The 12,672-nt window shown below is 71.2% G+C and carries 12 protein-coding genes; 6 read left to right on the plus strand and 6 right to left on the minus strand.

From position 1 onward, the window contains the following. Positions 1–151 precede the first annotated feature (151 nt). From mmsA to iolC, 5 genes are read right to left on the minus strand one after another with little or no spacing between them, the layout of a single operon-like run. Positions 152–1,654: a CoA-acylating methylmalonate-semialdehyde dehydrogenase gene (gene mmsA / locus ACYUED_RS15430; protein ID WP_491292862.1), complete on the minus strand. Its 1,503-nt coding sequence runs from the start codon at positions 1,652–1,654 to the stop codon at positions 152–154. 14 nt (positions 1,655–1,668) lie between these two features. After that, positions 1,669–3,558 (minus strand): 3D-(3,5/4)-trihydroxycyclohexane-1,2-dione acylhydrolase (decyclizing), encoded by a 1,890-nt coding sequence (gene iolD, locus ACYUED_RS15435; RefSeq protein WP_491292863.1) that lies wholly within the window; start codon positions 3,556–3,558, stop codon positions 1,669–1,671. Then, complete coding sequence (iolB, locus tag ACYUED_RS15440) at positions 3,555–4,391, minus strand: 5-deoxy-glucuronate isomerase (protein ID WP_491292864.1); 837 nt, start codon at positions 4,389–4,391, stop codon at positions 3,555–3,557. The genes iolD and iolB overlap by 4 nt, the downstream gene beginning before the upstream one ends. Before the next feature lie 7 nt (positions 4,392–4,398). Beyond that, on the minus strand, positions 4,399–5,331 hold the full coding sequence (locus ACYUED_RS15445; protein WP_491294268.1) for a Cgl0159 family (beta/alpha)8-fold protein: 933 nt from the start codon (positions 5,329–5,331) through the stop codon (positions 4,399–4,401). A 56-nt stretch (positions 5,332–5,387) separates the two neighbouring features. Next, entirely contained in the window at positions 5,388–6,356 is a 969-nt protein-coding gene (iolC, locus tag ACYUED_RS15450) for a 5-dehydro-2-deoxygluconokinase (protein ID WP_491292865.1), read from the minus strand. A gap of 124 nt (positions 6,357–6,480) precedes the next feature. Here iolC and ACYUED_RS15455 point away from each other — a divergent pair, with 124 nt between their 5' ends. The 3 genes from ACYUED_RS15455 (at position 6,481) to ACYUED_RS15465 (ending at position 8,582) form a co-directional block, all read left to right on the plus strand. Then, entirely contained in the window at positions 6,481–7,398 is a 918-nt protein-coding gene (locus ACYUED_RS15455; protein ID WP_491292866.1) for a sugar phosphate isomerase/epimerase family protein, read from the plus strand. 355 nt (positions 7,399–7,753) lie between these two features. Then, the gene (locus tag ACYUED_RS15460) at positions 7,754–7,954 is read left to right on the plus strand and encodes a helix-turn-helix transcriptional regulator (protein WP_491292867.1); all 201 of its coding nucleotides are present in this window, start codon (positions 7,754–7,756) and stop codon (positions 7,952–7,954) included. A 64-nt stretch (positions 7,955–8,018) separates the two neighbouring features. Then, complete coding sequence (locus ACYUED_RS15465) at positions 8,019–8,582, plus strand: GNAT family N-acetyltransferase (protein WP_491292868.1); 564 nt, start codon at positions 8,019–8,021, stop codon at positions 8,580–8,582. Here the strand turns inward: ACYUED_RS15465 and ACYUED_RS15470 are convergent. Beyond that, positions 8,563–9,606 carry a zinc-dependent alcohol dehydrogenase family protein gene (locus tag ACYUED_RS15470; protein ID WP_491292869.1) on the minus strand — a complete coding sequence of 348 codons (1,044 nt, stop codon included), beginning with the start codon at positions 9,604–9,606 and terminating at the stop codon, positions 8,563–8,565. The two genes, ACYUED_RS15465 and ACYUED_RS15470, sit on opposite strands and share 20 nt — an antisense overlap. Here ACYUED_RS15470 and ACYUED_RS15475 point away from each other — a divergent pair. The 3 genes from ACYUED_RS15475 to ACYUED_RS15485 all read left to right on the plus strand — a co-directional run bounded on the left by ACYUED_RS15475 (position 9,605) and on the right by ACYUED_RS15485 (position 12,324). Beyond that, positions 9,605–9,751: a hypothetical protein gene (locus tag ACYUED_RS15475; RefSeq protein ID WP_491292870.1), complete on the plus strand. Its 147-nt coding sequence runs from the start codon at positions 9,605–9,607 to the stop codon at positions 9,749–9,751. The genes ACYUED_RS15470 and ACYUED_RS15475 overlap by 2 nt on opposite strands. Positions 9,752–9,814: 63 nt before the next feature. After that, a complete protein-coding gene (locus ACYUED_RS15480) occupies positions 9,815–10,054 on the plus strand; it encodes a heavy-metal-associated domain-containing protein (protein ID WP_491292871.1) in 240 nt (79 codons plus the stop codon). 20 nt (positions 10,055–10,074) lie between these two features. Next, entirely contained in the window at positions 10,075–12,324 is a 2,250-nt protein-coding gene (locus ACYUED_RS15485; RefSeq protein WP_491292872.1) for a heavy metal translocating P-type ATPase, read from the plus strand. Positions 12,325–12,672 lie beyond the last annotated feature (348 nt).

A 12,672-nucleotide genomic window follows, 5' to 3' on the forward strand; every position in this document is an offset into this window, starting at 1 on the left:
TCGCAGGGAGCGCGACGAAAAAACGTAAGGGCGTCCGGGATCCGGACCCGTCGAGGGTGCTGAGCCCGGGCATGGCGGTGCCCCGCCTCCCGATTTCCCCGGGAGGCGGGGCACCGTACGGCCTCAGTGGCTGCGGCTCAGTGGCTGTGCCTCAGTGGTTGCGCGGGAAGCCCAGGTCGACGCCGGAGGGGGCGTCGGCGGGGTCGGGCCAGCGGGTGGTGACGACCTTGCCGCGGGTGTAGAAGTGCGTGCCGTCGTTGCCGTAGATGTGGTGGTCGCCGAAGAGGCTGTCCTTCCAGCCGCCGAAGGAGTGGTAGCCGACGGGGACCGGGATCGGGACGTTCACGCCGACCATGCCGGCCTCGATCTCCAGCTGGAAGCGGCGGGCGGCGCCGCCGTCCCGGGTGAAGATCGCGGTGCCGTTGCCGAACGGCGAGCTGTTGATCAGCGCCACGCCCTCGTCGTACGTGTCCACGCGCAGCACGCACAGCACCGGGCCGAAGATCTCGTCCTGGTAGGCCTTCGCGGACGTGGGCACCTTGTCGAGCAGCGAGATGCCGATCCAGTGGCCGTCCTCGAAGCCCTCGACCGTGTAGCCGGTGCCGTCGAGCACGACCTCGGCGCCCTCGGCCGCCGCGCCCGAGACGTACGACGCCACCTTGTCGCGGTGGACCCTGGTGATGAGCGGGCCCATCTCGGAGGTGGGGTCGTTGCCGGGACCGATCTTGATCTTCTCGGCGCGCTCGCGGATCTTCTCCACCAGTTCGTCGCCGACGGAGCCGACCGCCACGACCGCGGAGATGGCCATGCAGCGCTCGCCCGCGGAGCCGTAGGCGGCCGAGACGGCGGCGTCGGCGGCCGCGTCCAGGTCGGCGTCGGGCAGGACCAGCATGTGGTTCTTGGCGCCGCCCAGGGCCTGCACGCGCTTGTGGTTCGCGGCGGCGGTGGTGTGGATGTAGCGGGCGATCGGGGTCGAGCCGACGAAGGAGACGGCCTTGACGTCCGGGTGCTCCAGCAGACGGTCGACGGCCACCTTGTCGCCGTGCACGACGTTGAAGACACCGTCGGGCAGACCGGCCTCGGCCAGCAGTTCGGCGATCTTGATCGACGCCGACGGGTCCTTCTCGGACGGCTTCAGGACGAAGGTGTTGCCGGTCGCGATGGCCATCGGGAACATCCACATCGGGACCATCGCCGGGAAGTTGAACGGCGTGATGCCCGCGACGACGCCCAGCGGCTGGCGGATGGAGGAGACGTCGACGCGGCTGGCGACCTGCGTGGACAGCTCGCCCTTGAGCTGCACGTTGATGCCGCAGGCGAGGTCGACGATCTCCAGACCGCGGGCCACCTCCCCGAGCGCGTCGGAGTGCACCTTGCCGTGCTCGGCGGTGATCAGCTCGGCGATCGCGTCCCGGTTGGCGTCCAGCAGCGCCCGGAACCGGAAGAGGATCTCCGTGCGCTTGGCCAGCGAGGACTGGCCCCAGGTGGCATACGCGTCCTTGGCGGCGGCGACCGCCGCGTCGACCTCGTCGACCGACGCGAAGGCGACGTTCGTGGTGACCGCGCCGGTCGCAGGGTCGGTGACCGGCCCGTACGTACCCGAGGCGCCTTCGACGGTCTTGCCGCCGATCCAGTGGTTGACGATCTTCGTCATGCCCGGTTTCTCCTTCACAGATGGCGGCGTCGGGTGGAGACGTGCCGTTCGTACAGCTCTCGGGCCTTCACCGCCGACGGTCGGGTCGCGGTCTCGGCCACAGGTACATCCCACCAGGCCTGCGCCGGCGGCGGGCCCGACACAGTGTCGGCCGTTTCGGTCTCGACGTAGACACATGTGGGCGTGTCGGCGGCGCGGGCCTCGGCGAGCGCCTCCCGAAGATCGGCCACGGTCTTCGCCCGCAGGACGCGCATGCCCAGGCTGGCGGCGTTCGCGGCGAGATCCACGGGCAGCGGCGCCCCTGTGTAGGAACCGTCGGCAGGGGACCGGTGGCGGTACGCCGTGCCGAACCGCTCGCCGCCCACCGACTCGGACAGGCCGCCGATGGACGCGTACCCGTGGTTCTGCACGAGCAGCACCTTTATCGCGATGCCTTCCTGTACGGCGGTCACGATCTCCGTCGGCATCATCAGGTACGTGCCGTCGCCGACCAGCGCCCACACGGGCCGGTCCGGGGCGGCCATCTTCACGCCGATGGAGGCCGGGATCTCGTAGCCCATGCAGGAGTAGCCGTACTCCAGGTGGTACTGGTCCCGCGAGCGCGCCCGCCACAGTTTGTGCAGGTCGCCGGGGAGGGAGCCGGCCGCGTTGATGATCACGTCCGTCTCGTCGACGATCGCGTCCAGCGCGCCGAGCACCTGCGGCTGCGTCGGCCGTACGTCCGGCTCGTCGGCCTCGTAGCAGGCGTCGACGCGCTGCTCCCAGCGCTCCTTGTCCTCGGTGTACTCGGTGACATAGGGGGACGCGACCCGGTACGCGTGCGTGTCCAGGGCCGCCGTCAGTTCCTGCAGGCCGCTGCGGGCGTCCGCGATCAGCGGCAGACCGGCGAGCTTGTGGCCGTCGAAGGGCGCGATGTTGAGGTTGAGGAAGCGCACGCCCTGGCCGGCGAAGAGGGTGCCGGAGGCGGTGGTGAAGTCGGTGTAGCGGGTGCCGACGCCGATCACCAGGTCGGCGGTGCGGGCGAGTTCGTTCGCGGTCGCCGTGCCGGTGTGGCCGATCCCGCCGACGTCCTGCGGGTGGTCGTAACGCAGGGAGCCCTTGCCGGCCTGGGTGGAGGCGACCGGTATGCCGGTGCTCTCCGCGAACTCGGCGAGAGCCTCCTCGGCGCGGCTGTGGTGGATGCCACCGCCCGCGACGACGAGCGGCCTGCGCGCGGCCCTGATCACCCGTACGGCCTCGGCGAGTTCGGCCGGATCGGCACCCGGACGCCGTACGGCCCAGGTGCGCTCGGCGAAGAACTCGTCCGGCCAGTCGTACGCCTCGGCCTGGACGTCCTGGGGGAGAGCGAGCGTCACGGCGCCGGTCTCGACGGGGTCGGTGAGCACACGCACGGCGTTGAGGGCGGACGGGATCAGGGCTTCCGGGCGCGTGATCCGGTCGAAGTACTTCGACACCGGGCGCAGGCTGTCGTTGACCGACACATCGCCGGCGTACGGGACTTCGAGCTGCTGGAGGACCGGGTCGGCGGGGCGGGTGGCGAAGACGTCGCCGGGCAGGAGCAGAACGGGCAGGTGGTTGACGGTGGCGAGGGCGGCGCCCGTGACGAGGTTGGTGGCGCCGGGGCCGATGGAGGTCGTCACGGCGTGCGTGGACAGGCGGTTCGACTGGCGGGCGTAGCCGACCGCCGCGTGCACCATGGCCTGTTCGTTGCGGCCCTGGTGGTAGGGCATGTCGGCGGAGTACTCGACGAGCGCCTGGCCGATTCCCGCCACGTTGCCGTGGCCGAAGATGCCCCAGGTCGCACCGATCAGGCGCTGCCGCACGCCGTCGCGCTCGGTGTACTGGGCCGACAGGAAGCGGACGAGTGCCTGCGCGACCGTGAGCCTCGTCGTTGAGGACGTCATCGGTAACCCTCCGTGCTTTCGACGTGCCGCGGATGGAAGCAGATCCGCCACTCCCGTGTCCTACCCGGCCCCGCCATGACATTGAGGTAGTACATGTCGTGGCCGGGCTGGGCGATGGACGGGCCGTGCCATCCGTCGGGGACGAGGACGGCGTCGCCGGAGCGGACCTCGGCGAGGACGTCGGATCCGCCCTCACGGGAGGGAGATACGCGCTGATAGCCGAAACCGTTCGGGCCGTCGATCTCGAAGTAGTAGATCTCCTCCAGCTCCGCTTCCACGCCGGGCCGGTGCTCGTCGTGCTTGTGCGGCGGGTACGAGGACCAGTTGCCGCCAGGGGTGATCACCTCGACGGCGATGAGCCTGTCGCAGTCGAAACCCTCGGCCGAGGCGACGTTGCGGACATACCGCAACCGGGCACCGCTGCCACGCTCTTCGACGGGGACCTCCGGCGCGGGGCCGTAGCGGGCGGGGAGTCGTCGCTCGCACTTCGCTCCTGCCAGGGCGAAGCGGCCTCCCGCGCCGGAGGCGATCTGGACCCGGGCGTCCAGGGGCACGTACGCGAAGTCGGAGACCGACGCGAACACGCTTTCCCTGCCCAGGAGTTGGAACTCTTGGTCCGTCTTGTCGTCGGCTGTCCGCACGGTACATGCGCCCTGCAGCGGAAGCACGATCCATTCGCTGTCACCGGTGGTGAAGGTGTGTGTGCCACCCGGCTCCAGCTCCACGACCCGCAGGCTGCTGTACTCCCAGCCGGCCCTTTTGGGGTCGATGTCCAGCACATAGTTGCCGTTCGCGGTGGTGCCGCGCTCGACGTGCAGCTCGCCCACGTTCATCAGGCCCTCACAACAGTCCTACGGCGGTGTCCACGGCGGCGGCCACATCGCCGTCCGCCGGGTACAGCAGCGAGCGCCCGACCACCAGGCCCCGCACGGTGGGGAGCCGGAGGGCGCCCCGCCACTTCTCGTACGCGCCGGCTTGTTCCTCGATGGAGCCGCCGACCTCGCCGCCCAGCAGCACGGCGGGCAGCGTCGACGTCGCCATGACCTCGGCCATGTCGTCGGGGTTCTCGGTGACCGGGAGCTTGAGCCAGGTGTAGGCGGAGGTGCCGCCGAGGCCCGAGGCGATCGCGATGGACCTGGTGACGGCCTCGGCGGACAGGTCGTTCCGCAGCCTGCCCTCGTCGGTACGGCGGCTGATGAACGGCTCCACGAAGACGGGAAGGCGGCGCGCCGCCATGTCGTCGACGGCGCGGGCGGTCGACTCCAGCGTGGTGAGGGAGCCGGGGTCGTCGTAGTCGATGCGCAGGAGCAGCTTGCCGGCGTCGAAGCCGAGGCGCTGGATGTCCTCGGGGCGGTGGCCGGTGAAGCGGTCGTCGAGTTCGAAGCGGGCGCCCTGGAGACCTCCGCGGTTCATCGAGCCCATGACGACCTTGCCGTCGAGGGCGCCGAGGAGGAGCAGGTCGTCGAGGATGTCGGCGGTGGCGAGGACACCGTCGACGCCGGGGCGGGAGAGGGCTAGACAGAGGCGTTCGAGCAGGTCGGCACGGTTGGCCATGGCGAGTCTGCGGTCGCCGACGCCGAGCGCGCCGCGGGCCGGGTGGTCGGCGGCGACGATCATCAGCCGGCCGCCCTCGTTCAGCAGAGGCCGGCGGATGCGGCGGGCGGCGGCCTCGGCGATCGCCTCGGGGTGGTGGGCGCGGGTGCGGACGAGTCCGGCGACGTCGACGGTCGGGGACGCGGCCGCTCTCGTCGCGGGCGCCGGCGTCACGGTCATGCCCTCGCAGCCCGTGCCGCCCGTCGCGTCGTCGGCCCCGCTGACCCGGCCCGCCCTCACAGCACCGCTCCGGCCTCGATGGCGGCCTCGATCTCGCCGGTGGTCGGCATGGCGGACGAGCACTCCAGGCGGGAGGCGACGATCGCGCCGGCCGCGTTGGCGTGCCGCATGATCGTCTCCAGGTCGTGGCCCTCCAGCAGTCCGTGGCAGAGGGAGCCGCCGAAGGCGTCACCGGCGCCGAGACCGTTGAGGACGTTGACCGGCAGCGGCGGGACCTCGGCCGACTCGCCCTTGCTGTTGACGGCGAGGACGCCCTTGGGGCCCTGCTTGACGACGGCGAGTTCGACGCCCGCGTCCAGCAACGCCTCGGCGGCGGCCCGCGGTTCACGCACTCCGGTGGCCACCTCCACCTCGTCGAGGTTGCCGACCGCGACGGTGGTATGGCGCAGGGCCTCCTTGTAGAAGGGGCGGGCGGAGGCGGCCAGGTCGCGCCCCGCCGCGTCCTTCCAGAACATGGGGCGCCAGTCGAGGTCGAAGACCGTCGTGCCGGCCTTGGCGCGGTGGGCGAGGGCCGCGAGCGTCGCCGTACGGCTGGGCTCCTCGCTCAGGCCGGTGCCGGTGACCCAGAAGACACGGGCGTCGTGGATGGCGTCGAGGTCCAGCTCGTGGGCGTCGATCTCCAGGTCGGGGGCCTTGGGCCGGCGGTAGAAGTAGAGCGGGAAGTCGTCCGGCGGGAAGACCTCGCAGAAGGTGACCGGGGTGGGCAGGCCCGGGACCGGGGTCACCCAGCGGTCGTCGACGCCGAAGCCCTGGAGGGCCTCGTGGAGGTAGGTGCCGAAGGGGTCGTCGCCGGTGCGTGTGATCACCGCCGTACGGCGTCCGAGGCGGGCCGCGGCGACCGCCACGTTCGTCGCCGAGCCGCCGAGGAACTTGCCGAAGCTCGTCACCTGCGGCAGCGGGACGCCGGTCTGGAGCGGATACAGGTCCACTCCGATCCGCCCCATGGTGATCAGGTCGTACGCCATCGACTTCCCTTCGTCACAGCTCTCCCCGCGTTTTTAGACCCCCAGACCGAGCCCTGTCAATGTTTTGTCCAGACATACGGACGACCGCTTGACAGCGCTTGCTGCCGCCCGGAAGCTGACCGCCATGACGTCCTTGCCGCCTCAGTCCTCACTGTCCCGCATCCGCGTCGGATCGGCGCCCGACTCCTGGGGCGTCTGGTTCCCGGACGACCCGCGGCAGGTCCCCTGGCGGCGCTTCCTCGACGAGGTCGCGCAGTCCGGCTACGAGTGGATCGAGCTGGGGCCTTACGGGTACCTGCCGACCGACCCCGCCGTGCTCGCCGAGGAGACGGCCCGCCGTGGCCTGAAGGTGTCGGCCGGCACGGTGTTCACGGGTCTGCACCACGGCGAGGCGGTGTGGGAGAAGACCTGGGCCCACGTGGCCGACAACGCGGTACTCGCACAGGCCATGGGTGCGTCTCACCTGGTGGTCATCCCGTCCTTCTGGCGGGACGACAAGACCGGCGAGGTGCTGGAGCCGGACACGCTGACGCCCGAGCAGTGGCGCAACCTGACCTCGCTGACGGAACGGCTGGGGCGGGAGGTGCGGGAGCGGTACGGGCTGCAGATCGTCGTCCACCCGCATGCCGACACGCACGTCGACAGCGAGGAGAACGTCGTCCGGTTCCTGGACGGGACGGACTCCGACCTGGTGTCGCTGTGCCTGGACACGGGGCACTACGCGTACTGCGGCGGCGACAGCGTCAAGCTGATCGAGACCTACGGGGAGCGGATCGGGTATCTGCACCTCAAGCAGGTGGATCCGGAGATCCTGGCGGACGTGCGGGCCAGTCAGACCCCGTTCGGGCCGGCTGTCGCGCGCGGTGTGATGTGTGAACCGCCCGCCGGGGTGCCCGCGTTGGGTCCGGTGCTGGAGGCCGCGCAGAAGCTGGACGTGGATCTCTTCGCGATCGTGGAGCAGGACATGTACCCGTGCGAGCCGGACGTTCCGCTGCCCATCGCGCAGCGGACGCGGGCGTTCCTCCGGTCCTGCGGGGCGTAGCCCTCCGGGGTGAGGCGGGCAGCGGGGGACCGGTGGGCCGGGCCCGGCGCCGCGGGAGCCCCGGGCCCGAACGCAGTCGAGAGCCCGGCAAGGGCCCGGCCCACCTCCCCGTGTCAACGCGCCGCGCCTTCGAGCCCGCGCACGCCTTTGCAGCACTCGTGTCACAAACACCCCCTGCGTGTCACACATGTCCCGGGTACACGGGACTTGCGTCACAACCCGCCCACAGGCCCTGCCCTCCCCTCACGTTCCGTCGTTGACGGACGCACAGGATCTGTGATCGCCAGCGCAGCGCCCGGCTCCCTCGACGGCCGCCCCCGGCCGCCCCCGCGGTGCGCGCAGGGAGGTGCTACCCATGACCGACCGAAGGCTCTGGTCGTACAAGGAGATCGCGGCGCACATCAAGGTGCAGCCGGACACCGTGCGGTCCTACCGCAAGCACGGGCTGTTGCCGCCGCCCGACCACGTCGAGGGCGGAAAGCCCTTCTGGTACGCGGACACGGTCCGGGCATGGGTCGCCTCCAGACCCGGAAACCGCGGCCGAGGAGAGGACTGACCCACCGCACCGTCCTCTCGAAAACCACCTGTGCCCCACCGTCCCCGTGGGGCACGGTTGTTCCATGAGTTTCTCCGTCAAGCCCGTTCTCAGCGGTGCCAGGACCGTACTGCGGCCGTTCACCGAGGCCGACGCCGACGTCATGTGGGAGATCGTGGAGGACCCGGACGTCCTCCGCTTCACCGGCGGACCCTCGCGTGAACTCACCTTGGAGCACCTACGGTCCTGGTACGGCTCCCGGGCCGCTCAGCCCGACCGCCTCGACCTCGGCGTCACCGACCGCGCCACCGGCGAACTCGTCGGCGAGGTCGTCCTGCACGAATGGGACCCGCAGGCCCTCAGCTGTACGTTCCGCACCCTGATCGGCCCGCGCGGCCGGGACCGCGGGCTCGGAACCGAGGCCACCCGGCTCGTCGTCGGCCACGCCTTCGAACAACTCGGCCTGCACCGGGTCCAGTTGGAGGCGTACGGCCACAACCACCGGGCCCTGCACGTGTACGAGAAGGCCGGGTTCGTGGTGGAGGGGATCCGGCGAGACGTCGAGTTGCGCGACGGCGAGTGGGTCGACGAGGTGATCATGGGCATCCTCGACCGTGACTGGGCCGCCCTCAGCTCCACGGCTCGATGACCGTCACGCCGCCTCCCGGCGCCGTCCCCATCGCCGCCAGTGCCGCCGGTGCGGCGTCCAGGGTGAGGTGCGAGGTCACCAGGAGGTCGGGGCGCAGCACGCCGGCCCTCACCAGCTCCAGCATCGGCGGGTAGGTGTGCGCCGCCATGCCGTGGCTGCCGAGGAGTTCGAGCTCCAGGGCGACCGCGCGGGCCATCGGGACGGGGGTCGTGCCGGTGGGTGAGGGGAGCAGGCCCACCTGGACGTGGCGGCCGCGGCGACGCAGGCCGTTCACGGAGGCGGCGCAGGTGAGGGGCGAGCCCAGGGCGTCGAGGGACAGCTGGGCGCCACCCCCGGTCAGCTCGCGGACCGCCGCGGCCGTGTCCGTCGTGGCCGACCCGTCCACGCACTGAGCCGCGCCGAACTTCCGCGCCAGGTCCAGGGCTCCGGGCGATACGTCGACGGCGATCACCCGCGCCCCCGAGGCCGCCGCGATCATCACCGCGGACAGGCCCACGCCTCCGCAGCCGTGCACCGCGACCCACTCCCCCGCCGCCAACCGGCCCTGCTGGACGACCGCGCGGAACGCGGTGGCGAACCGGCAGCCCAACCCCGCGGCGGTGGCGAACGACAGCTCCTCGGGTACGGCGACGAGGTTCACGTCGGCGTGGTCCAGCGCCACGTACTGCGCGAACGAACCCCAGTGCGTGAAGCCGGGCTGCGTCTGACGCTCGCACACCTGCTGGTCGCCGGCCGCACACGCCGCGCAGCTGCCGCAGGCGCACACGAAGGGCACGGTCACACGGTCGCCGGGGTGCCAGTTGCCCACGCCGGGGCCGACCGCCTCCACCACACCGGCGAGTTCGTGCCCGGGCACGTGCGGGAGGGTGATGTCCAGGTCGTGGCCCTGCCAGCCGTGCCAGTCGCTGCGGCACAGGCCGGTGGCCTCGACCCTCACGACGACCCCGTGTCCGGCGGGCCGAGGATCCGTCACGTCACGTACCTCGGCCGGCTCCCCGTACTGCTCGAACACCACTGCCCGCATGTGCGCTCCCATCGCCGTTCGTCGCTACGGGGACATCGTGGCCGGTCCCGCCGTTCCGCGCGCCCATGCCGGGGTGTTCGTCGTCGGCGACGCGGACGTCACCACACCCCCGGGCGTGATGGAAAAATACCCCCTAGGGGTATAGCCTTGGAGAGTGGAAGGCCCCCGTGGGCCCTTCAGCCCCACGCACCTCGACGAGGAGAACGACATGACCACCCAGACCGACACCCCGGGTACCGTCACCGCCGTCTACAAGGTAAGCGGGATGAGCTGCGGACACTGCGAGGGTTCCGTCTCTGGTGAGATCCTGGAGCTTCCCGGCGTCAGCTCGGTGACGGCCGTCGCCGCGTCCGGTGAGGTCACCGTCGTCTCCACCGCCCCCCTCGACGAGGCCGCCGTGCGCGCGGCGGTGGACGAGGCGGGCTTCGAACTCGTCGGCCAGGCCTGACCGGAAGCCGGGTACCCGAGATGACCAGCACCGCCACAGAGACACCGGCACCGATACGCACGGCAACGGACGCCTGTGAGGTCGAGCTGCTCATCGGCGGGATGACCTGCGCCTCCTGCGCGGCGCGCGTCGAGAAGAAGCTCAACCGCATGGACGGCGTCACGGCCACGGTGAACTACGCGACGGAGAAGGCGAGGATCACCCACTCCTCGGACATCCAGGTCGCCGACCTGATCGCCACCGTGGTGAAGACGGGCTACACGGCCGAGGAGCCACCCCCGCCCCGGCCGGAGCCCGCCGGGCAGGACACGCCGGAAGACCTCGAACTGGCCTCCTACCGCCGCCGCTTCACCGTCTCCGCCCTGCTCGCACTCCCCGTCGTACTGCTGTCGATGATCCCGGCCCTGCAGTTCGACGACTGGCAGTGGCCGGCGCTCACCCTCACCGCTCCGGTCGTCGTGTGGGGCGGGCTGCCCTTCCACCGGGCGGCCCTGACGAACGCCCGGCACGGCGCGGCCACCATGGACACGCTGGTCTCGGTCGGCACGCTGGCCGCGTTCGGCTGGTCGCTGTGGGCACTGTTCCTCGGCGACGCGGGCGTGCCCGGCATGCACGACGAGTTCAGGTTCACCGTCACCCGCACCGACGGCGCCTCCACGATCTATCTGGAGGTCGCCGCCGGTGTCGTCGCCTTCATCCTGCTGGGCCGCTATCTGGAGGCCCGCTCCAAGCGGCGTGCGGGAGCGGCTCTCAGGGCGCTGATGGAGCTGGGCGCCAAGGACGTGTCCGTGCTCCGCGGGGGCCGTGAGATCCGTGTCCCCGTGTCCCGGCTGGCCGTCGGGGACCACTTCGTCGTCCGGCCCGGGGAGAAGATCGCGACCGACGGCACCGTCGTCGAGGGCACGTCCGCCGTGGACGCCTCGATGCTGACCGGCGAGTCGGTGCCGGTGGACGTGGGCGTCGGCGACGCGGTTGCCGGGGCCACGGTCAACGCCGGGGGCCGGCTCGTCGTCGAGGCCACGCGCGTGGGCGCCGACACCCAGCTGGCGCGGATGGCGAAGCTGGTGGAGGACGCGCAGAACGGCAAGGCGGAGGTGCAGCGGCTCGCCGACCGGATCTCGGCGGTCTTCGTGCCCGTCGTCATGCTGATCGCCCTCGCCACGTTCGGCGTGTGGCTCGGCGTCACGGGCGACACGGTCGCCGCGTTCACCGCGGCCGTCGCGGTCCTGATCATCGCCTGCCCGTGCGCGCTGGGCCTGGCCACGCCGACCGCGCTGATGGTCGGCACAGGGCGCGGCGCGCAGCTCGGCATCCTCATCAAGGGCCCGGAGGTCCTGGAGTCCACGCGCCGCGTCGACACCGTCGTACTCGACAAGACCGGAACGGTCACCACCGGCCGGATGACCCTTCACGAGGTGTACGTCGCCGTCGGCGCCGACGAGACGGAGGTGCTGCGGCTCGCGGGCGCCGTCGAGCACGCCTCCGAGCATCCCGTCGCCCGCGCGCTCGCCCTGGGCGCCGAGGAGCGGGTCGGGCGGCTCCCGGAGGTCGAGGCGTTCGAGAACGTGCCCGGGCGTGGCGTACGCGGGCGGGTGGAGGGCCGTGAGGTCGCCGTGGGACGGCTCTTCGAGCGGCTGCCGGAGGAGTTGGCCCGCGCGAAGGACGAGGCCGAGAGGGGCGGTCGTACGGCCGTCGCGGTCGGCTGGGACGGGGTGGCACGCGGTGTCGTCACCGTCGCCGACGCGATCAAGCAGACCAGTGCGGAGGCCGTGCGCGAGCTGCGCGCGCTGGGGCTCACGCCGGTGCTGCTGACCGGGGACAACCGCGCGGTCGCCGAGGCCGTGGCACACGCCGTCGGCATCGAGCAGGTGATCGCGGAGGTCCTGCCCGAGGAGAAGGTCGAAGCCGTACGACGGCTGCAGCGCGAGGGCCGCAGCGTCGCCATGGTCGGCGACGGCGTCAACGACGCGGCCGCGCTGGCCACCGCCGATCTGGGGCTGGCGATGGGCACCGGGACCGACGCGGCGATCGAGGCGGGCGATCTGACGCTGGTGCGCGGGGATCTGCGGGTGGCCGCGGACGCGATCCGGCTCTCCCGCAGGACGCTGTCCACGATCAAGGGCAACCTCGTGTGGGCCTTCGGATACAACGTGGCCGCGCTGCCACTGGCCGCCGCCGGACTGCTGAACCCTATGATCGCCGGGGCCGCGATGGCCTTCTCGTCGGTGTTCGTGGTGACGAACAGTCTTCGGTTGCGGACGTTCCGCTGAACCGCGGCGAAGTTACCGCCGGTTAGGCGAAGTCGAGGTGAAAGCACCCCTGGAGTCCGGAGCCAGGCTCACATAAGCTCTTCACAAGGCTCGCGCATCATCCTTACGCTTGGGTCCCGATCGGCATATTCGGGCTCTTGCGCATCTAACGGACATATGCAAGAGACGCAGATCACAGTGATGTGAACGTAACCATCGAAGGGGTTCGAAGGTCTAAGTTGACGATGTCAGGCAGCGTCTTGGGGGGCGTTTCCTGGCATCTGAGGATGTCTTGGGGGACTTCCTCAGAGGTGCGTTGCCGGGGCACGTACACCGGGGAGCTTGAGCGGCCCTCCCGAGCGTGCGTTG

Source organism: Streptomyces sp. DF42, assembly GCF_058267695.1.